A 20,492-nucleotide genomic window follows, 5' to 3' on the forward strand; every position below is an offset into this window, starting at 1 on the left:
GTGTTACAATTTGCCTGTGTGAAATTGTAGATGGTTATGTCGAATACCAAATTATTGTAAACACTATATAGCGCGGGCACTTCAACCGACCCACCCACTCAGTGTTACACTTAATCTCGGGACATAATAAAATCTAATCATCACTTTATGTATATTTAGCGGGGGCCTTCCCCGCTTTTTGAAAAATGCGTTTTCAGGACACCTAAATAATGGCTTACTCAACATTTTGTCAAACACCTAACGATTCTACCAAAGAACCTATGTTTTTCGGTCAATCGGTTAATGTGGCACGCTACGATCAACAGAAATATGAAGTCTTTGAAAAGCTAATTGAAAAGCAATTATCGTTTTTCTGGCGTCCAGAAGAAGTTGATGTCAGCCGTGACAAAATTGATTTCGGTAATTTACCTGAACATGAACAGCATATTTTCCTATCAAATCTAAAATACCAAACATTACTCGACTCAATTCAAGGCCGTTCACCGAATGTGGCATTTTTGCCTTTGGTATCGCTACCAGAATTAGAAACGTGGATTGAAACATGGTCGTTTTCTGAAACCATTCACTCGCGTTCGTACACCCACATTATTCGTAATATTGTTAATAACCCGTCTGTGGTATTTGACGATATTGTACAAAATGACGAAATCTTAAAGCGTGCCGGTGATATTGCCGCTTATTACGATGACTTAATTAACCTCACCCAGATTAATAACTTGTTAGGTGAAGGAACGCACATTATTAACGGTAAAGAAATCACCGTTAATTCACGTATTCTTAAAAAGTCATTATATTTGTGCATGATGTCAGTTAATGCCTTAGAAGCGATTCGCTTCTATGTCAGTTTTGCCTGTTCGTTTGCCTTTGCAGAGCGCCGTGTAATGGAAGGTAATGCTAAAATTATTCGCTTAATTGCCCGTGATGAAGCATTACACCTCAATAGCACACAACACATTTTAGCCCTGATGCAGGGTGGTAAAGACGACCCAGAAATGGGAGAAATTGCTGCTGAGTGTAAGCAAGAAGCGTATGACTTATTTGTTAAAGCGGCGGAACAAGAAAAAGAATGGGCCAAGTACTTATTCAAAGACGGTTCGATGATTGGCTTAAATGAACAGATTTTATGCCAGTACGTTGAGTTTATTACTAACCAACGGATGAAGTCAGTTCACTTACCTCAACCTTATGATGAACAGTCAAACCCACTACCGTGGATGAAAAACTGGTTAGAAAGTGATGCAGTACAGGTTGCCCCACAAGAAGTAGAAGTGTCATCTTATCTTGTTGGTCAAATTGATTCTTCTGTTGATGGCGATGAGTTTTTAGATTTTGACCTATAAAAATTTTTTCAAAAAAGCCCCTATCGTGAGCTTGAAAGGACAGCCGGTTATTTTATTTGACGGCCAACATTCAAGCTTATTAGAAGCGCTTGAGTCGAAAAAAGTAAAAGTGTTTTCAGAGTGTCGTAATGGATTTTGCGGCGCGTGTAAAACCACAGTGATATCAGGAGAAGTCAAATACTTCTCCGAGCCACTAGCAGAACTGAAATCAGATGAATGTCTGCCCTGTTGTTGTGTACCTGAGGGTGATTTAAACCTCAAACTATCAACTGAAGGTGTACAAGTGGTGGCTAAACGTCAATATGTTTCAACCAATGACACTCATAAGCCAACAACTGCGTTAACCCAACAATTACAGGCTAACCCTAAACTTGTCCACGAACGTTAACTTATCGTCCCGTTAACACCCTTCTAGATGTTCAAAGCAACACTTAGCAACACACGTTTACCAGTCTCAATCTTAGTCACGCTGTGTTCATATTTATCTGGACGAAATAAATATACTCGTCCCCATAAGTTCATGATGCATTTGGCACAACGAAACACCCCGCCCACTTTAGGTTGTACAAGAACAAAGTTGAGTTTGTAATAGCGGCCTTGTTGTACCGGATCGATATGTGTCATCACACGATGATGAGTATGGTAGGTCACCAGATTTATCGATAATATTCGACTGCTAAAAATGGCTTTATTGATCACCTTGGCCATGGTATCTCCAATGGGAACATCAGCAGCAGATTATACCTATTCGATAAAAATTTTGGGTCATATTCACCAGCCAAAATCATATAACATAGACGACACGATTTCATCATGTTAGTCAGCAACTAACGCCATCGAGCTTATCGCAGGGATATTGTTACTTGATAGCTTGTACGAAAAAGTCTATTGATGATCTTGCGGGGCTAATATTAAGGTATCGAGATTAATCCTTTAATCATTATTGACTCGTGCTAATAATGACTAATGCTAGTGTAGATAATGGCTATGGCTAGAGTAGATAATGGCTAATGCTAAAATAACTAGCATAAATAGTGATGAGTCAGCCACCGCCCATAACGAGTAAATCAATTCTCTATAGTGTCCATTTATGGCAATAATACCGTGAAAATTAGGCTCATTGACGCGTCAATAAGCCTAATGAAGTAAACGGTACTGAACTTGCTGCTTATCACGAGGTAAGGTTAGCTCTCCGTTATGGTATCGCAAGATGAAACATAATGTTCTAGCTCAATAACACCTTGCAAAATCATCCCATGATAATGGGCTTTCACCAGTTGATAATTCATACTTGGTGCAAAGTAGTACGTCACCTCTTCGGCCCCGGTTTGCTCCACCGGAATAAGTTGTATCTCCCCCAAAGACGCGATGGTAGCGGTTAATTCGTCCTTTACATAAAATTGATAAGGTTCAATTGCATCTGAAGCTTGCCTAATTAACGCAAATTGACGTCGGCCACCGAGCAAGTTTTCGCGTATTTGAATGGCTAAGGTGTCTACATCCCTTAATGGTATTTGGCTTGAGGTATAATTCTCAATATCGCCATCAACATCCACTCGTGACTCAAGGCCATTATTGTAAAAAGTGGCTTGCATGTCTCGTGAGCGAAAACCGGTTACCTGCTGATGAAAACTATCGGTTAGCCATTCATTGCGGTTATTTGACCACGATAACTCAGTACGTTGTTGATATTGAGTGCCAATTCCTAAAATACTGGCTTCACTCTTTGAGGTTATAACAGCAGATTTACCCTGCCAGTTCTCAGTACGGTTCATCTTACCAGTGTGTAGACCACTGAGATAAATAGCGTAATTAAAGCTTCGCTGGCAACTGTGTGGAATGTCACTGGCCAAGGCACTATTACTCTGCAATAAGCCACTAACCAAACACACAATGATCATCATTCTCGAGTCGACAGCATAAGCTGTCGCAGATATCCGGATGTTACGACACCCGGTCATCATAAGCATAAGCTTCACTCGCGACATTACTGTCATCATCAATAGTATCGCCTTAAAAGACTTCATTCACATTTAGGTAGAAGTTAGTTTCATTTTCACCGACCCCTACATCAAATCGTAAATTAATATTGTCTTTAATTTTGAATCGAAATCCTGTGCCATAGGCCGTTAATAGCGTATCGGTTAGCTCACTCACTTTAGGTGCCACACTACCAACAGCGCCCCAAAATACCATGCCATATCGTTGGAACACTGGTAAGCGATATTCAACTTGCCCCATCATCATTTGCTCGTCACGATATCGGCCTCTAATGTAACCTCGCATCGCGTCGGAGCCACCAAGATCAGGTAATAGATTCCAAGGTACATCGCCACTGGTTAGATGACCTTGCACTTGCCATGCGATTAACCCCGGTGTCGAGCCTAAATCAATATAGTTCGCTAATTCAATATTATAAGTAGAAAACGAATCGAACTGGTCATTTTGGTATAATCCAGCATCAACCTGAAATAACCAGCCTTTTGTTGCGTTTAAACGGTAATCTCTTGAATCATAAATACTGGTTACTACAACACCTGAGCTAAAGTTGTCTGGCAGAAGCGTACTTGAATCCACAGGAGCTTCTGTTGCGACTAATTCTAAGCTGTCGGCCGTGGTATAAATAAAGTCAGCACCCACACCAATAAAATAGTTACTGGCGACTTCGGTCATCCAACGCGGCTTAAAACTATACAGTTGTTCTTTGAACTCATGATGATTAAGGTCTTGGTCGCCTTGTTCAATCCCTATTCCATAATAAACAGCAGCTTCATTATGCAGTTCTAAGTCAAGCAACAAACGTTGTTTACCTTGATTTAAAAACGTCATATTTTCTACCGTGACGCCATAAGAATTGTTCACAGAAGCAAATGAATTCAACACCAATGATGAAGGCTGTTGCTCACTTGATGCGTTATCGGTTTTGTATAACCCCACCATAAGTAAACCCACACCAAACTTTTTCTCTGGGGTGTAATAAGCCGTAGGTAAATAACTCATATCAATAGCTTTAGTGTCATCGAATTCACCATCCGCGCCAAAAACCGACAAAATGTCATCAATCCATGTTGGTTGCATATCTTTGGGGGTTTCAAATAAAGGTTCAACTGCGGTTGCGGCGTGAGAAAAAACAAATAGTGTTAAAAGTAAGGTCCGTTTCATAAAAACTCTATTAAAATGTTAAAAAAAATAGGCGCGCATGATGACTTCCATGCCAAATTTTGGAATCACTGTTCAATGAGTTATCGACAATAATCGCTTCAAATAATAGCCGATTCAGATAAGAATCAAATAATAACTAAATCAAAAAAGATTATCCTACTCATCACTCAATACTGGCTGAAGAAGAACTTAAGCCTTGCTGAAGTTCTCCATCATTAAATACAAGATATTATACTGCGTTAAATGATGGCCTTTATACCTAACGTTAGTTTAGGCGTATCATCAGCAATCTTTTTATCTATAGGCGTAACTGATATCATTACGCTAAATGACGGCCGCTAATATAACACGTTTGGCTGCTCTTTTTAGTGATAACTCAACATTCACCCCATCGATATCATTCGGTAAAAGGATCAAAATCGACTATATTTAGCTGAACGGCTACAGCATTTCTATCCAATAAACAAGAGTCTACAAAGCACAAATTCAGTACTATTGAGCCTCATTTAATCAGTAGCCCATCAGCAAGTAAAAATTATTTCCTTAGATATATCATCCAGCGCGCAAGTAAGGTATAACGACGCTATGAAAACGCCTATACGATTACAACCACTGGTTGACGATGGTCTCGTCGATGAAGTGATAAGCCAACTCATGAGTGGCAAAGAAGCTACGGTCTATATGATCAGATGTGGCGATGCGATTCGCTGCGCCAAAGTGTATAAGGAAGCCACTAAGCGCAGTTTTAAAAAAGCAGCACAATATCAAGAAGGTCGAAAAACCAAAAACAGTCGTCGTGGTAGAGCCATGGAAAAAGGTTCTAAATACGGTCGTGAAGAACAAGAAAAAGCTTGGCAGAATGCCGAGGTCGACGCGTTATATAAATGCGCCGCCGCTAAAATTAGAGTACCAGTGCCTTATGGCTGCTTTGATGGAGTGCTATTGATGGAGTTGATCACCAATATTCATGGTGATGTTGCACCTCGATTAAATGATGTTACTCAGATGAGTGCTGAACAAGCGCAAACGCAGCATTACGTTATGATGGGTTATGTCGTACGAATGTTATGTGCAGGTATTGTTCATGGCGATTTATCAGAGTTTAACGTGCTCGTAGATCAGAATGGGCCGGTTATCATTGACCTGCCCCAAGCTGTTGATGCATCAGCAAACAATAATGCCAAAGCGATGTTATTTCGTGATGTGAATAATATGACAGACTATTATTCTCAATTTGCCCCAGAATTAGCCGCAACAAAATATGCTAAAGAAATGTGGGCCTTGTATGAACAAGGTGAATTAACGCCGGAAACACAATTGACCGGTTTATTTGAAGAAGACACAACAGCGGCTGACGTCGATTCTGTATTAGAAGAAATTAACGCTGCATTTGAAGAAGCCCAAGAAAGACGCGAGCGCATGAGTGATGCAAACAGCGACGAGTATTAAATCGATCGTTTATTCACTCATGTGAACACCTAGGGAGACATTCCGACAAATTATCGAATAAGTGATCGAATACGCTATCGAATAAATTGTCAGGTTAATGTCTCCCTATTTAATTAGCCCTTCTCCTTTAATTAACGCCAAGCTAACTCAAGTTGACAGCGAATTCCCCCCGAGTTAATACCGAATTAAACCGCTTTTTTTAATTAAGCAGCAAGTGGGTTAACCATAACCGCTGGTTGCCTAAACGCTGCACATTTCTGAGGCGATAGTTAACCCTCTTGTCAGCAAACACAATGGTCTCATTACTGGCTAAACCTCAATCAATTGCTTTTTCCCACATAGTCATGAGTGAATCGTTATGTTTGCTAAAAAGTAATATGATCAATTTGCACACTTTATATAACCTTGTTTTTTACATGGGTAAATAGGCGTATAATAATATTGGAAAGTTAACAAGGAGAATATTATGAGTAGCTATGTTCTATCAGTATTACTCGTTTGTCTGACTATTTTTATGTCAGCTAATGTTATTGGAAATGAAAATGGAATGATGAGAATGTCTCAGATGCCTGCATTTTCCGATTTTGATACTAATCAAGACAAATTGATATCTGAAGAGGAATTTGAACGCTTTCAAAAAGCCAGGCAAGCATTGCATCAATCTGAAGGGCGACTATTAAAAAACGCATCGGATTGTGATGAAATGTTTGAGCGTATCGATTTGGACCACAATAAGTTTATTGATACTGAAGAGTTTCAATCTCATCACGAAATGATGAGAAATTCTAAATAATCACAGTTTGGGATATCTACATAATCTCAGCTCGGGATAATAATCAACATCGCTTTAGAGAGGTAATCAGCATCACCTCTCTTTTAAATACGCTATAGCATAGCAAACGACTTAGTTGTATCTACACCTGCAAGATATAGCGCTATTTTTCCACACCATCGCTAAAATTACTCATTACTCATTACCCATTACTCCTGCGCTGCAATAAGCTTACTTTTAAATACGCCATAAAAAGCAATACAAGCACCAGCAAAACCTAAAAACGAGCATATTAAGCGATAATCAGTGTTGTCGATGAAGAAGTTAGCCACACTGAATACCAACAAAATGAATAAGCCAATATTTTTGGTCATCATCATTTTAGGCTCGAACATCAACCATTGATCACATTTAGGGCACTGTGTTTCAACCCCATGTTTACCTTTACGGACTTGTTTAAGCGCTTTACGGGCAAAGATACCCTTACAACGAGGACACTCCATTTAACATTACCTTCAATAAATTTTATCAATATAATACAATGAATTAACTCTACATCAAAGTTTTCCTTGAGAGCCAATATTGCAGAGCAAGCTAATATCATTTAATAACTCACACCATTTGGAACGTTCGTTCAAAATAGTAATTGAACGAATGATATAGTTAGTTTATAGTAACTCATGGCTCACATTATGAGCACGCTAACTCGCTACAAATAGAACTTATTGGCAAGTATATCAAATGATAAAGAGCTTAAGCACTTGGCTCATAACCCAAATGGAACAATGAACATGCATAAAATGATTGGATTTGATGTTTACGGCACATTAGTGGATCCAGTGGATATGGGCCAGCATCTGCAGCAATTGATTGGCGACAAGGCACAAGCATTTGGTCAATTATGGCACGATAAAAAAGTCGAATATGCGTTTCGTCGTGGCTTAATGCAGCAATATGAAGATTTTGGTGTGTGTACCCAGCAAGCTTTACAATATTGTTTGTCTGTTTTCAACGTCACACTGTCAAACAGCGAACAACAAGATTTACTGGCGAAATTTAGTCAACTCACGGCTTTTGATGATGTCATTCCTGGGCTAGCGTTACTGCGCAATCAAGGTCATACCCTCGCCGCTTTTTCAAATGGACCTGAAGTTGCGGTTCGTACGCTTATGCAAAATTCAGGCGTTTTACCGCAGCTCCATGACGTTATCAGTGTTGATGACCTAAAGACGTTTAAACCTAACCCCGCCGTTTACCATTATTTAATGACTCGCACCCAATCTGACCTCAATCATTGTTGGATGGTGTCGAGTAATCCATGGGATGTTATTGGTGCAAAAGCCGCCGGACTGAATACGGCTTGGATCAAAAGAGACAGTAAAAAAATATTTGACCCGTGGGGCATTGAACCAGACATAACCGCCAGTAGTTTAATCGAATTAAGTGAACAACTGGATGCCCTGTAATAAATAACTCACATGCTGTATTTAAACAATATAAGCATAACTCATACGCGTTGATGCTAATACATTAAAGCTTTACACGCTACACTAACAACATTGTGCTAAGCGCATTATCAATTTACTTAACCTGCTAACAGGTTGTACAAGGATATTTTATGACTAACCAATATACCCCGCCTAAAGTGTGGCAAAATAATAACAATGGCGCTAATAAGTGGGCGAACATTAATAGCCCTGAGTCAGGTGCAAGATTTGATAAAGTGCTGCCTGTCGGAGAGCATGCTTTGCAACTCTACTCTCTTGGCACACCAAACGGGCAAAAAGTAACTATCATGTTAGAAGAGCTACTGGCCTTAGGCATTAAAGAAGCTGAATATGATGCTTATCTGATTAACATCGGGGAAAAGGATCAATTCTCGTCAGGGTTCGTTGCCGTTAATCCAAACTCAAAAATTCCTGCTTTATTGGATAAATCAGCTAATGAAGACGAAAACGTGTTTGAATCTGCTTCAATTTTGGTTCATCTAGCAGAGAAGTTTAACCAATTCCTCCCTAAAGATGGCAAAGCCAGAACGCAAACATTTAACTGGTTGTTCTGGGCCCAAGGTTCAGCGCCATTCCTCGGTGGCGGCTTCGGTCACTTCTATGCTTATGCCGATGAAAAGCAGGAATATCCAATTAATCGCTTTGCTATGGAAGTTAAACGCCAGTTAGATGTGCTAGATAAACAACTGGCAAAAAACACCTTTATTGCTGGTGAAGAATATAGCATTGCAGATATTGCTATTTGGCCTTGGTATGGCAACTTAGTATTAGGCAATTTATATGAGGCTGCCGAATTCCTAGAAGTAGAGACTTATACCAATGTTGTTCGTTGGGCTAAATTGCTTGAAACTCGTGAAGGGGTCCAACGTGGTCGTATCATCAATCGCTCTTGGGGCGAAGAATGGGAACAAGTTCCTGAGCGTCATTGCGCTGAAGATATTGATAAGGTTCTAAAACTGCGTCCTAGCACAGTAAAATAAGTCAGCCGCTAAAGTTTGGCGCGATTGTATCCTGACTTATTTTATTGGGATACTAAAAAGCCTTCTGCATTACAGAAGGCTTTTTATATTGACGCATCAGAGGCCGAAACAACGCAAATTGTGAACGTTATTTCAAGCCAGACGTCTGTGACAATTAAATACTCATCGCAAGTTCTGCACCTTGGCGAATAGCGCGTTTGGCATCTAATTCAGCCGCCACATCGACTCCACCAATTAAATGTACAGGTAATCCAGTGGCTTTCATTTCATCAACCAAACTGCGATTCGACATTTGTCCGGCACACAACACCACATTATCTACAGCAAGAATTTCAGATTGTTCACCTATTTTAATGTGAAGGCCTTGTTCATCAAACTTTTCGTAGATTACGCCGGTTTTCATATGCACTTGATGTTGCTTCAACACGCTGCGATGGATCCAGCCAGTAGTTTTACCTAAACCTTTGCCCATTTTGGTAGTTTTACGTTGCAATAAATACACTTCACGACCAGGAATATGTTCGGCTTCTTCAGTTAACCCGCCAGCATTCTGATAGGTTTTATCAATGCCCCACTGTTTTAACCATTTATCCGGTTGCAAAGTGCTCGATTCTAATTCGCATAAGAAATGCGCCATATCAAAACCAATACCGCCAGCACCAATTAATGCTACCGTTTTACCCATTTCAACTTGGCCCGTTAATACTTGTTGGTAATCGACCACTTTAGGATTATCAAAACCCGGTAAATCCAACGCTCGTGGTACCACACCAGCGGCGATGACCACTTCATCAAATTTCTCATTGGCCAGCACTGCCGCATCCAATTTAGTGTTTAGACGCAGTTCAACGTTATGCAGTTTAATTTGGTTAATGAAATATCGAATAGTTTCACTAAACTCTTCTTTACCCGGGATTTTACGCGCTAAATTAAACTGACCACCGACTTCAGACTTGGCTTCAAACAATACCACTTCATGTCCACGCGACGCTGCGTATACCGAGAACGCCATTCCCGCAGGACCGGCGCCCATAACAGCGATACGTTTTTTACTGGTTGTTGGGGTAAAATTAATTTCGGTTTCATAACAAGCACGGGGATTAACCAAACAGGTTGCCCGCTTCATCGCAAAAGTATGGTCCAAACAAGCTTGGTTACAACCAATGCAGGTATTAATCAACTCTGGGGTATTAGCTGCCGCTTTATTCACAAACTCTGCATCTGCTAAAAATGGCCGGGCCATCGATACCATATCAGCTTGACCTGATGCAATAATCGCCTCGCCAATTTCTGGGGTATTAATTCGGTTGGTGGCAATTAACGGAATCTTGACTTCTTTTTTGAGCTTTTCTGTTACCCAAGAAAAAGCACCACGCGGTACACTGGTCGAAATCGTCGGTACACGTGCTTCATGCCAACCAATACCGGTATTAATAATACTCACACCGGCTTGTTCAAGCGATTTTGCCAGCTGAACCACTTCATCCCACGTTGAGCCATTGTCGACTAAGTCGAGCATCGACAAACGGAACACAATAATAAAGTCACTGCCTACTTTCTGACGAATAGCGTTAACGATTTCAATCGGAAACTTAACCCGATTGTCATAACTGCCGCCCCATTCATCGGTACGTTTATTGGTGCGCGAACTGATAAATTGATTGATCAAATAGCCTTCAGAGCCCATGACTTCAACGCCATCATAACCAGCTCTTTTCGCCAATGCCGCGCTGGTAGCGTAGTCTTTAATCGTCGAGCGTACTTGACGAGCAGACATCGCAGAGGGAGTGAACGGGGTAATGGGCGATTTTACTTTGCTCGGCGCTAAGCTAAAAGGATGATAGCTATAACGACCCGCATGCAAGATTTGCATACAGATTTTACCGCCCGCTTCATGCACAGCATCGGTAACTATTTTATGTTTACCCACTTGCCAAGAAAAGCTTAATTGGCAGGCATGTGGCGCTAAACGGCCACGTAAATTAGGTGCGATACCGCCAGTAACGATTAACCCGACGCCACCTTGAGCACGCTCTTTATAAAAAGCTGCCAGTTTCTCAAATCCGCCTTTTTCTTCTTCTAACCCCGTGTGCATTGAGCCCATCAACACGCGGTTTTTCAGCTGTGTAAAGCCGAGATCTAAAGGTTCTAATAAGTGTGGAAACGACATTCAAACATCCTTTTTAAACAAGTGATTTAAACCAGCATACCCCGACAGTAAAGTTTGCTCAATCATTTAAACGCTCGTTTGTTAAAAACCTTTACAATTGAATTTCACATTTTTATTGATTTTCAGTTAGGATGACTACATTAGACTGATAAAGGAGTGGCAAATGTCCGCTAAACCCTCGTTTTTAAAAAGGATGTTTTTACTGTTATGGAATACAGTAAACGGTATCCGTAAGTTCATCATCAACGTTATATTTTTTGGTTTGTTGGCTGTCATCGCTGTAGTACTTCTCAACAGCGAAGATGAAATTGTCGTCGAAGATCAATCAGCATTAGTGCTGAACTTGTCTGGGAGCATAGTGGACCAAAAACATTATGTAGACCCAATAGAAATGGCATTTAGCCAAGGGCAAGCGAATGATCCAGAAGGTGAAATTCTATTAGCCGATGTACTTTATACTATTAATAATGCGACTCAAGACGCCCGCATTAACAGTATAGTACTGGACTTAGCGGATCTTCGTGATGCCGGTATTAGTAAAATGACCGCTATAGGTGAAGCATTAACCCAGTTTAAAGCCGCCAATAAGTCAGTTATCGCTATGGCCAATGGTTATGATCAAAACCAATATTTTTTAGCCAGCTTTGCAGACAAAATATACCTTAACAACCAAGGTATGGTAGCGCTTGATGGCTTAAGCCGTTATCGCTTATATTACAAGGCTGCACTCGAAAAACTCAAAATTACCACTCACGTATTTCGAGTGGGAACCTTTAAATCAGCTGTAGAGCCCTTTATTCGTGACGATATGTCTGATGCCGATAAAGTCGCCAGTAAAGTATTGTTAAACGATATTTGGCAAAGTTATTCAACTATTGTGGCCAGTAACCGTCAAATAGCCCCAGATCAATTAGTGTTAACTCCAGATGAATTCCTTGCTCAGCTTGATAAAGCTGAAGGTGACAGTGCTCAAATGGCTGTCAACATGAAATGGGTTGACGAACTGGTTTCGGCTGATGCGTTCCGTGTCGCGATGATTGAACGTGTTGGCAGTGATAAAGAAGGTAAAAACTTTAAGCAAATTAGCTTTAATGATTACCGAGCGTTAACCGCACCTATGCCTAGCTTTGTTGAAAAAGACGCAGTTGCCGTTATCGTTGCTAAAGGCACGATTCTTAACGGTAAACAACCTGCTGGACAAATTGGCGGTGAAAGTACCTCTGCATTGCTAATGAAAGCACGCTTTGACGATAAGGTGAAAGCCGTCGTGCTTCGCGTTGATAGCCCTGGTGGTAGTGCATTTGCGTCAGAACAAATTCGTCAAGAAGTGTTAGCCCTAAAAGCAGCAGGTAAGCCTGTGGTTGTTAGCATGGGTAGTCTTGCTGCATCTGGCGGATATTGGATATCAGCCAGTGCCGACTATATTGTTGCAACACCAACAACCCTAACGGGTTCTATCGGTATTTTCGGTATGTTTGCTACGTTTGAGCAAGCACTGAATCATTTTGGTGTGACCTCTGATGGTGTCGCAACATCTGATTGGGCCGGATTATCGCCTGCACGCGAATTAAATCCGCAAGTGGCTGCTGTTGTACAACGCCATATTGAACGTGGTTATCATGAGTTTATTTCTCTGGTAGCAAAAGAACGTCATATGACACTAGAGCAAGTTGACAACATTGCTCAAGGCCGAGTATGGACTGGTAAACGCGCACTCACCTTAGGCCTAGTTGATGAACTAGGTGATATGGATGTGGCATTAGCCAAAGCTGCTGATTTAGCGAAAATGGACAAGTTCGACGTTAAATTGATTGAACAAGAGCTTAGCGCTGAACAACAACTGATGCAGCAAATCATGGGTGCGACTGCCGCTTATGTTCCAGACAGTGTTCGTCAAACCAGTTTCATTGAGCGCTTTGCCAAGCAGTGGGCTGGCGCATTTGAAACATTGTCGATGTTTGATGACCCTAATCATGTCTATATGTATTGCGAAAACTGTAATTACTAATCACTCAAATGACCGCAATATGAAGATTATTCAAAAAAAGCCTGCTTAGCAGGCTTTTTTATTGGGGATCGACAAATAAACTCGTATAATTTCCACAATCTGCAATCGCTGTTAAAGAAGAGCCTACATACATGACAAAACGTTCCATTTACGTTGCCTATACTGGCGGTACCATCGGGATGCAAAAGACCGATAATGGTTTTGTGCCAGTATCTGGGTTCTTAACCGATTGTGTGCAGTCAATGCCTGAGTTTTATCATGAAGAAATGCCTGAATTCGTTATTCATGAATACAGCCCATTAATTGACTCATCCAATATGGCACCGCCGGATTGGCAATTGATTGCTAATGATATTCAAGCCAACTATGAAAAGTATGACGGTTTCGTTATTTTGCATGGTACAGACACCATGGCTTATACCGCATCTGCATTGTCATTTATGCTGCAAGGTCTATCAAAACCTGTCATTGTTACTGGTTCACAAATTCCGTTAGCTCAATTACGTTCAGACGGTCAAACCAACTTGCTCAATTCGCTTTATATTGCAGCCAACTACCCCGTTGCAGAAGTCTGTTTATTTTTTAATAACAAACTGTTTCGTGGTAACCGCTCAACCAAAGCCCATGCTGACGGATTCGATGCGTTTGCATCGCCTAATTTTCCTATGTTGCTCGAGGCAGGCATTAAAATAAACCTTAAAGCAGGGAAAATAACCAAACCAACAGGTGAGCCTTTAGAAGTGGTGACAATTAGTCCACAACCTGTTGGTGTGGTGACACTTTATCCAGGGATCTCCACTGACATTTTTAATAATATTTTACAACAACCGGTAAAAGCACTGATTTTATTGACCTTTGGCGTGGGGAATGCACCACAAGATAAGAAGCTACTTGATACACTTAAACAAGCCGATGAACGCGGTATTATATTGGTTAATTTGACCCAGTGTTTCCAGGGTAAGGTCAATATGCGCGGTTATGCTACAGGTAATGCTTTAGCACAAGCTGGGGTAATAAGTGGTGCTGATATGACCATTGAAGCGGCGTTAGCTAAATTGCATTATTTGTTGTCTATTGGATTAACGTCGGCGCAAATTAAGCAACGTATGCAGCAAAACCTTGTTGGTGAACTGACAACGGACTAGTTTAGGTTATTGATACTGTTACGGGGTTATTGTACTAATCAGATAACAGCTAAATAAAAATGCGAGCTAATGAGCTCGCATTTTTTGATGTTATAATATCCATTATTGATAACAAATATTATTTATTATCAGATAATTACAAATCAGCTTCTTTAAACTCGGCGATGGGCTCACCTTTAAACTGTTTTTTCAGCTCTGATTTAGACAGCTCATTAATGTTACCACCGGCTGCGATGGTAAAATGTTCAGTTTGCTGCAGCTTACGTGCTTGATACAACATCACTACTTGCAAAGTCGATTCACGCTGTGGCTGAGTTAATACTGTACCATCATCCCACTTACCTAACTCAGACGCAGACAATAAACGCAGGTATACTTCTTCAGGCATTTCATCAATGACTTTATTGATATCGTTCATACTGATTTCCGTTTATGTAACACTATTCTGACTCGGGTAACAAGATAACCCGTAAAACCAATAACAAAACTTGCGATCGCGATATAAGAAGTTAACCCCTGTGCAGGCTCTCCTCCCCAAAACCACACCACAACTCCTGCGATAAATAATGTCAAAAAAATAAAGCTTTGAGTCATTAAGCTATTTGAACGCTCAATGTGACTGATAATCATTAATGACTCAGTATTACCACTCAAATCGGTTTTACAATGCTCACATTGCTTAGCCAAACTTGAAATTCGCTTTTGACATTTAGGACATGCAACTAAGGCCATAATTCATTCTACCTGCTTGATTATCTGAAGATAAAAATTACCGCGTACTGTCGCGATTATAAATTATCAACCACAGCTAACATCGCAACTAAAGACGCTTCACCTAAATATACGCAACGCTCTGGAGACCAGCCCACAAATGGATCGGCTAAATTGGCATTGTCTTTAAATGGCATTTCTAAGGTGTTCGATAAACAACTGAACGTATTAGCAACCCAATTAGAACCTACCGTTAAATTAGCTTTGCCTGGCTCATCTTTATCGTAACCAAACTCTGTTTGGAAATCCGCACTGGCAATGGTCAATGCACTGAGAAATTGCTGCTGTAATTGAGCCATCTTATCGTTGTAGCTTGGCACCCCTTCACAACCGGCAAGGAACACATAAGGCAGGCCTTCATCGCCGTGCACATCGTAAAATAAATCAACACCAGTTTGATGCATTTTATTAACGACATAATACACTTCAGGGCTTTTCTCTAAGCTCGGTGTTTGCCATTCGCGATTTAAGTTAGTACCAACAGCATTAGTCCGTAAATGGCCGCGTGCGCTGCCATCAGGATTCATGTTTGGCACAATATAAAAATTGGCTTTGTCTAATAAGGCTTTAGATGTTGGACAATCACTATCAAGCAATTGATTTAACAAACCTTCAACTAGCCATTCAGCCATCGTTTCACCCGGATGTTGACGCGCAGTAATCCAAATATTCTTTTTATCTGGGTTAGCATCACCAATTTTTAGCAAGGTCATGTCGCGACCATCAAGGGTTAACCCAAGGTGCTCAAGACTCACAGCAGGATGTAATTGCACTTCACTGATCAAATCTAAATGACGTTCGTAGCTGTACGGTGCAAAATAAGCTATTTGAATGGCTTCACAATCTAGCTCAGCCTGGATGGTTAATTTTCCGTCGACATACTGAGTTGGTAATCTGAACCACGATTGGCGGTCATAACTGGCCACTGCTTGATAATCGTCCCAGCCAGCTGGATAAGAGGCACTACCTGCATTGAGGATGTTAAGGGTATATGTCTGGCCGACTTCCCCTTCTAAACGGAAGTTAAACCATTGATAAAACTCACCACCAAAATCGGGACGAATGGCGAGCTGTATATCGTCATGTTTGTCTAGGTTAATGACGTCAATATTGCCGCCGTCAAAGTTTGCTGTAATCCGCATTAGATTATCCTTTATGTGCTTGCGCTTATTTTGGGCTTAATAACGATTGGTATCAGCCTTATTTTATGCGCCATAGCTTATCAAATGCGGCAATAGGTGTGAACCATTAAAAGCTAAAGCTGTAACCTTGACCGCGAACGGTATTAATCAATTCGCGTGGTAAATTGCGTTTAACTAATTTACGGCGTGTATTACTGATATGCATGTCTAAATTACGGTCAAAACGTCCAAGTTCTTTGTGTAATACCCGTAGTTGCAGCTCTTCTTTGGTGACCACTTCACCTTGTCTATCAAACAAATATTTAAATAACCGATATTCCGTTTGGGTCAACACTAGCGACTTTTCTGCAAAACTAATGGTATAGCAGGTATCATCAAAGCCAATATAGTCATTAACCGCGTCATTAATTGGTGCTTGGGTGCGTCGATGGAGTACATTAAGACGTAACTGCAATTCGCGGATATTAATCGGTCGAGTGAGATAATCGTCGGCGCCTAACTCTAGCGCATTAATGCGCTCCAGTTCGCTGTTACTCTCTGCTAATACAATAATAGGCGTTCGGGTTTGTCGTGCAACGAGCAGCCAAAATGACTCCATTTTGGGAACCGAAAAATCTAATAATATGGCTTCAAGCTGCTCAGTTTCCATTTGGATCAACGCATCAAAGGCATTATTAACCCGATGAACACTGTAGCCCTGCTCATTTAGCTGTCGAGTTACGTCACTTTTATCGGAAAGGGTATGTTCAATGAATAGGATATTCTTCATGCTCAGCTACTTAATGATAACGATTACCATTAAGATTATCATACTGATTTAGCCAAAACCAGATTTAATCGACCCTGTAGCCCTTTTCATTAACAAAAAGGCCTGAAACTTCAGGCCTTGAGACATTTGTCACAATAATGAATGAGACATCATTGGTCTATTTATCTGTCATCAACTGTTTAATAAATTTAACCGGCGCACTACCGTAACTTAAAAACTGTTCATGAAACTGCTTTAAATCAAAGTTTTCACCTTGCTTAGCTTTAAGTTGTTCGCGGAAATCATAGATCTCACGATAGCCAGCGTAATAACTAGTCAGTTGCACTTGACTTAAGGTCGCTCGACGCCACTTTCCTTCAGCTTCAGCGCGTTGTTGGAATGCTTCATTCTCGAGCAAGTCAATCACCTCTTGCTCACCCATTCCGTTAACCTGAATGCTGTAGTCTAAAATAGTGTTACAAATGACCCGTAAATTCCATTTGTAATACATCAACCACATTTCAGGTTCAAAATTACCATAACCTTCTTCCAGCATCATACGCTCGGTATACACTGCCCAACCTTCAATCATGGCACCGTTACCAAATAAGCTTTTCACTAAACTAGGAGATTGGTTAGAAAAGACTAATTGTGTGTAATGCCCTGGGATAGCCTCATGAATATTCAGTACCTGTAAAATCCAGTGATTGTATTCACGTAAATAGCTTTCGGCTGACTCATCACTCATGTCATCGAGGGGCGAAACGTTGTAGTAAGTATTACCGCCTTTGTCATAAGGCCCTGGTGCACTGATAGAAGCACCCGCAAAACCGCGCATGTATTCAGGGGTTTCACGCACAATTAACGGTTTGTTAGGATCAAGCGTCACCAGTTGTTTGTCATTGACAAATTTAATCAGTTCTGGAATTTGCTTACGCACTTCAGCAACAAAGTTTTCTCGTTTAACATGTTTGGTTGATAACACATCAATTAACTGCCGAATTGCTTGTCTCTCATCGTCTGGTTTTGGGGTATCGATATACTTTGACCAAATGGTATCGGTGATCTTAGCCATTTCTTGCTGAACATGATTTTTATCTGCCACAGCTTTGTCATATAACTGTTTAGCGGTCATACCAGACTGAATATCGAAGGCGAATTTTTCTTCGTATAAGGTTTCACCAATACGGAAATCACGGCCTCCATTTTCGGTTAGCTTCGTTTCAAGCGCGGTTAACCACTCAATGTGCTGTTTAATCGCTGCAGTTGCTGCATCAAAACGTTGAGTAAATAACGCTTTCTGCTCTGCGCTTAAGCCTGAATCAGTGACTTGCTGGGCTAACTCGGCAGACAATACCGAAAATGCGCCTTGATTTTGCATAATCGCTAATTGGGTATGCTCAAGTGTCGGCTCACTAATATTTTGTCGCGCGGCTTCATAATAAGCGGGCACATTTTCAAGACGTGCAATAACAGAGCCTAAGCGCTCATCTAACGGGGCAAAGTCTTCATTGATGATTTGCGCAAAACCACCGGCAACATTGTAATTAGATGGATCCCATTGCCAACCTTTAAAGCGTGTAATTTCCCATTGCATTGACTCAACTAAATTACTCAGTAATTTATAATCAATTAACTCGTTAGCAGATAATGACTGCGGATCGAATTGGGCTAGTGCCGCTTGCTGTTGCTTAACAAATTGCAGCGTTTTGTCGCGGCTAGCTTGATTAGGGATATCTAAATAGCCATCATTAACATGTTTGCCACTGTACAGAGCCCAGGTTGGTGATAATGCCCACAGCTCATCAATAAACTGTTGTGAATATTTGTTAAAGGTTAATTCTGCCACGGTTGTAGTTGTGCTAGCCTCTGCAGTAACGGTCTTGGTTTGTGGACTTGGCTTAACCGAGTCATCGCCACAGCCGACTATGGCAAAAGTAACCGCCAAAGCAAGTAAAGATTTTTTCATGAGTTATCCCTTACATTGTTATTATTTTTTAGTGTGTTTACACTTATTTTTTCTCGGTATCGCTTTCGCGAGTATAGATTTTGGCTGCCTATATATTTTGTGCTTAAATAATTTTTGGAACTTAACTATTTTGGGAACTTAACGGTTTTTGGAACGTATACTTTTTCTACATAGTGATGAGTAAAAATCATCCTTAGACAATTATAATTAGTTAATCATGTTCGTCACGGTTTTGCAGCATGCAGACACCTTTTGTGACATAAAAATAGTGAATCGATCAACTGCTTGTAGCCTAGAAACCGATTTTTAGTTACATAGCCGTGTCCATAATAATCAACAGAGGTCTTAACGATGCCTTCAACACATATCCGACTACTGCTTAATGGTAAAAAAGCCGCCAATGTCGACATCAGACAATCGGTTATCGCTTTACGTGAAAAAGGCCATACTGTTGATGTGCGGGTCTCTTGGGAAAGTGCCGATATGTTGCGTTTTATGACGGAAGCAATAGCCGATAATGTCGGCAGAGTGGTTATTGGTGGCGGTGATGGCTCACTTAATGAGGCTGTTAATGCCCTGATGCAACTGTCACAACAGGATCATATGCTCGAAATAGCCGTGCTGCCATTAGGCACGGCAAATGATTTCGCCACTGCGTGTGGCATTAGCAATAATATTCATTCCACTTTGGAACTGGCGATTCATGGTGACAGCTACCCTATTGATATCATCCGAGCCAACAATAATTATTTTATTAATGCGGCAGTCGCCGGTTTTGGCGCGCAAGTGACTGCAGAAACCCCAACAGAGTTAAAAGATTTTCTGGGTGGCGGGGCTTATACCTTAATAGGATTGGCAAAAGCATTAGGCTTTAAGCCTTATCAAGGCAGTATTACCACCGATAAAGGCACGTTCGATGGCGATATTCTGGTAGGCGCCATTTGCAATAATAAGCAAGCTGGCGGCGGACAAATGCTGGCGCCCAATGCGTTAATTGATGATGGCTTGATGGATATCACCCTGCTGAAGTCATTTTCAACCTTTGATATCCCGGTGGTGATAGAAGAAATACAAGCCATGAGTCATGAAGCCAGGTTTTGTTATCATTTTCAAACCCGTTGGCTAGAAATTGATTTCCCTATCAAGTTACCGCTTAATTTAGATGGCGAACCCTATCCAACAGAGCAAATGCGTTTTGAAGTACTCCCAAAAGCCATTCAGTTTGTGTTACCGCCAGACTGTCCATGCCTTGAGAAATCAACACAAAAAAGCGGAAAGTAAATTCCGCTTTAATCGCCGATACAACAACTAAGTTAATCGTTTATCTA

The 20,492-nt window shown here is 40.9% G+C and carries 19 protein-coding genes; 9 read left to right on the top strand and 10 right to left on the bottom strand.

Annotated elements, in window-relative coordinates:
• The first annotated feature begins 209 nt into the window (after window positions 1-209).
• Together nrdB and yfaE are read left to right on the top strand one after the other, a co-directional pair.
• Entirely contained in the window at window positions 210-1,340 is a 1,131-nt protein-coding gene (gene nrdB, locus AAEY98_RS17620) for a class Ia ribonucleoside-diphosphate reductase subunit beta (protein ID WP_101087077.1), read from the top strand.
• Window positions 1,330-1,728: a class I ribonucleotide reductase maintenance protein YfaE gene (gene yfaE / locus AAEY98_RS17625; protein ID WP_101087076.1), complete on the top strand. Its 399-nt coding sequence runs from the start codon at window positions 1,330-1,332 to the stop codon at window positions 1,726-1,728. Before nrdB ends, yfaE begins: the two co-directional genes overlap by 11 nt.
• 23 nt (window positions 1,729-1,751) lie before the next feature.
• Here yfaE and AAEY98_RS17630 read toward each other — a convergent pair whose 3' ends face one another.
• The 3 genes from AAEY98_RS17630 to AAEY98_RS17640 all read right to left on the bottom strand — a co-directional run bounded on the left by AAEY98_RS17630 (window position 1,752) and on the right by AAEY98_RS17640 (window position 4,502).
• On the bottom strand, window positions 1,752-2,048 hold the full coding sequence (locus tag AAEY98_RS17630) for a hypothetical protein (RefSeq protein WP_101087075.1): 297 nt from the start codon (window positions 2,046-2,048) through the stop codon (window positions 1,752-1,754).
• 476 nt (window positions 2,049-2,524) lie between these two features.
• Entirely contained in the window at window positions 2,525-3,337 is an 813-nt protein-coding gene (locus tag AAEY98_RS17635; RefSeq protein ID WP_502959504.1) for a hypothetical protein, read from the bottom strand.
• Window positions 3,338-3,353: 16 nt separating this feature from the next.
• The gene (locus AAEY98_RS17640) at window positions 3,354-4,502 is read right to left on the bottom strand and encodes a BamA/TamA family outer membrane protein (protein ID WP_192115000.1); all 1,149 of its coding nucleotides are present in this window, start codon (window positions 4,500-4,502) and stop codon (window positions 3,354-3,356) included.
• Window positions 4,503-5,087: 585 nt separating this feature from the next.
• Between AAEY98_RS17640 and AAEY98_RS17645 the strand changes: the two genes are divergently transcribed.
• Together AAEY98_RS17645 and AAEY98_RS17650 are read left to right on the top strand one after the other, a co-directional pair.
• Window positions 5,088-5,951: a PA4780 family RIO1-like protein kinase gene (locus AAEY98_RS17645; RefSeq protein WP_101087073.1), complete on the top strand. Its 864-nt coding sequence runs from the start codon at window positions 5,088-5,090 to the stop codon at window positions 5,949-5,951.
• A 466-nt stretch (window positions 5,952-6,417) separates the two neighbouring features.
• On the top strand, window positions 6,418-6,744 hold the full coding sequence (locus AAEY98_RS17650) for an EF-hand domain-containing protein (RefSeq protein ID WP_101087072.1): 327 nt from the start codon (window positions 6,418-6,420) through the stop codon (window positions 6,742-6,744).
• Between the two features lie 188 nt (window positions 6,745-6,932).
• On the opposite strand, the gene AAEY98_RS17655 is transcribed toward AAEY98_RS17650, so the two are convergent.
• Window positions 6,933-7,226 carry a hypothetical protein gene (locus AAEY98_RS17655; RefSeq protein ID WP_101087071.1) on the bottom strand — a complete coding sequence of 98 codons (294 nt, stop codon included), beginning with the start codon at window positions 7,224-7,226 and terminating at the stop codon, window positions 6,933-6,935.
• Window positions 7,227-7,514: 288 nt separating this feature from the next.
• On the opposite strand from AAEY98_RS17655, the gene AAEY98_RS17660 reads away from it, so the two are divergent.
• Entirely contained in the window at window positions 7,515-8,189 is a 675-nt protein-coding gene (locus AAEY98_RS17660) for a haloacid dehalogenase type II (protein ID WP_242445141.1), read from the top strand.
• Between the two features lie 152 nt (window positions 8,190-8,341).
• A complete protein-coding gene (yghU, locus tag AAEY98_RS17665; protein ID WP_101087069.1) occupies window positions 8,342-9,211 on the top strand; it encodes a glutathione-dependent disulfide-bond oxidoreductase in 870 nt (289 codons plus the stop codon).
• Between the two features lie 154 nt (window positions 9,212-9,365).
• On the opposite strand, the gene AAEY98_RS17670 is transcribed toward yghU, so the two are convergent.
• Window positions 9,366-11,381, bottom strand: coding sequence for an oxidoreductase (locus AAEY98_RS17670; protein ID WP_101087068.1), 2,016 nt, complete (start codon window positions 11,379-11,381; stop codon window positions 9,366-9,368).
• 163 nt (window positions 11,382-11,544) lie between these two features.
• On the opposite strand from AAEY98_RS17670, the gene sppA reads away from it, so the two are divergent.
• Together sppA and ansA are read left to right on the top strand one after the other, a co-directional pair.
• Window positions 11,545-13,389 carry a signal peptide peptidase SppA gene (sppA, locus tag AAEY98_RS17675; RefSeq protein ID WP_101087067.1) on the top strand — a complete coding sequence of 615 codons (1,845 nt, stop codon included), beginning with the start codon at window positions 11,545-11,547 and terminating at the stop codon, window positions 13,387-13,389.
• Between the two features lie 131 nt (window positions 13,390-13,520).
• A complete protein-coding gene (gene ansA / locus AAEY98_RS17680; RefSeq protein WP_101087066.1) occupies window positions 13,521-14,534 on the top strand; it encodes an asparaginase in 1,014 nt (337 codons plus the stop codon).
• Window positions 14,535-14,670: 136 nt separating this feature from the next.
• Here ansA and AAEY98_RS17685 read toward each other — a convergent pair whose 3' ends face one another.
• From AAEY98_RS17685 to AAEY98_RS17705, 5 genes are all read right to left on the bottom strand, one after another.
• Complete coding sequence (locus AAEY98_RS17685; protein WP_101087065.1) at window positions 14,671-14,952, bottom strand: YeaC family protein; 282 nt, start codon at window positions 14,950-14,952, stop codon at window positions 14,671-14,673.
• Window positions 14,949-15,266: a zinc ribbon domain-containing protein gene (locus AAEY98_RS17690; protein ID WP_101087064.1), complete on the bottom strand. Its 318-nt coding sequence runs from the start codon at window positions 15,264-15,266 to the stop codon at window positions 14,949-14,951. The genes AAEY98_RS17685 and AAEY98_RS17690 overlap by 4 nt, the downstream gene beginning before the upstream one ends.
• Window positions 15,267-15,322: 56 nt before the next feature.
• The gene (locus AAEY98_RS17695; protein WP_162023231.1) at window positions 15,323-16,447 is read right to left on the bottom strand and encodes a M14 family metallopeptidase; all 1,125 of its coding nucleotides are present in this window, start codon (window positions 16,445-16,447) and stop codon (window positions 15,323-15,325) included.
• A 106-nt stretch (window positions 16,448-16,553) separates the two neighbouring features.
• A complete protein-coding gene (locus AAEY98_RS17700) occupies window positions 16,554-17,216 on the bottom strand; it encodes a response regulator transcription factor (protein ID WP_162023232.1) in 663 nt (220 codons plus the stop codon).
• 157 nt (window positions 17,217-17,373) lie between these two features.
• Window positions 17,374-19,164 (bottom strand): DUF885 domain-containing protein, encoded by a 1,791-nt coding sequence (locus AAEY98_RS17705; RefSeq protein ID WP_192115001.1) that lies wholly within the window; start codon window positions 19,162-19,164, stop codon window positions 17,374-17,376.
• Between the two features lie 351 nt (window positions 19,165-19,515).
• On the opposite strand from AAEY98_RS17705, the gene yegS reads away from it, so the two are divergent.
• Window positions 19,516-20,445, top strand: coding sequence for a lipid kinase YegS (yegS, locus tag AAEY98_RS17710; RefSeq protein ID WP_351018524.1), 930 nt, complete (start codon window positions 19,516-19,518; stop codon window positions 20,443-20,445).
• Window positions 20,446-20,492: the final 47 nt, after the last annotated feature.

The sequence above is a fragment of the Shewanella sp. AC91-MNA-CIBAN-0169 genome (assembly GCF_040310165.1).
Taxonomy (GTDB): domain Bacteria; phylum Pseudomonadota; class Gammaproteobacteria; order Enterobacterales; family Shewanellaceae; genus Shewanella.

Coding starts and splice junctions, on each gene's coding strand:
- AAEY98_RS17690 (WP_101087064.1), bottom strand. CDS start 15,266: ATGGCCTTAGTTGCATGTCCTAAATGTCAAAAGCGAATTTCAAGTTTG.
- AAEY98_RS17655 (WP_101087071.1), bottom strand. CDS start 7,226: ATGGAGTGTCCTCGTTGTAAGGGTATCTTTGCCCGTAAAGCGCTTAAA.
- AAEY98_RS17700 (WP_162023232.1), bottom strand. CDS start 17,216: ATGAAGAATATCCTATTCATTGAACATACCCTTTCCGATAAAAGTGAC.
- AAEY98_RS17670 (WP_101087068.1), bottom strand. CDS start 11,381: ATGTCGTTTCCACACTTATTAGAACCTTTAGATCTCGGCTTTACACAG.
- sppA (WP_101087067.1), top strand. CDS start 11,545: ATGTCCGCTAAACCCTCGTTTTTAAAAAGGATGTTTTTACTGTTATGG.
- AAEY98_RS17685 (WP_101087065.1), bottom strand. CDS start 14,952: ATGAACGATATCAATAAAGTCATTGATGAAATGCCTGAAGAAGTATAC.
- ansA (WP_101087066.1), top strand. CDS start 13,521: ATGACAAAACGTTCCATTTACGTTGCCTATACTGGCGGTACCATCGGG.
- AAEY98_RS17650 (WP_101087072.1), top strand. CDS start 6,418: ATGAGTAGCTATGTTCTATCAGTATTACTCGTTTGTCTGACTATTTTT.
- AAEY98_RS17645 (WP_101087073.1), top strand. CDS start 5,088: ATGAAAACGCCTATACGATTACAACCACTGGTTGACGATGGTCTCGTC.
- AAEY98_RS17635 (WP_502959504.1), bottom strand. CDS start 3,337: ATGACAGTAATGTCGCGAGTGAAGCTTATGCTTATGATGACCGGGTGT.
- AAEY98_RS17660 (WP_242445141.1), top strand. CDS start 7,515: ATGCATAAAATGATTGGATTTGATGTTTACGGCACATTAGTGGATCCA.
- AAEY98_RS17630 (WP_101087075.1), bottom strand. CDS start 2,048: ATGGCCAAGGTGATCAATAAAGCCATTTTTAGCAGTCGAATATTATCG.
- yghU (WP_101087069.1), top strand. CDS start 8,342: ATGACTAACCAATATACCCCGCCTAAAGTGTGGCAAAATAATAACAAT.
- yegS (WP_351018524.1), top strand. CDS start 19,516: ATGCCTTCAACACATATCCGACTACTGCTTAATGGTAAAAAAGCCGCC.
- AAEY98_RS17705 (WP_192115001.1), bottom strand. CDS start 19,164: ATGAAAAAATCTTTACTTGCTTTGGCGGTTACTTTTGCCATAGTCGGC.
- nrdB (WP_101087077.1), top strand. CDS start 210: ATGGCTTACTCAACATTTTGTCAAACACCTAACGATTCTACCAAAGAA.
- AAEY98_RS17640 (WP_192115000.1), bottom strand. CDS start 4,502: ATGAAACGGACCTTACTTTTAACACTATTTGTTTTTTCTCACGCCGCA.
- AAEY98_RS17695 (WP_162023231.1), bottom strand. CDS start 16,447: ATGCGGATTACAGCAAACTTTGACGGCGGCAATATTGACGTCATTAAC.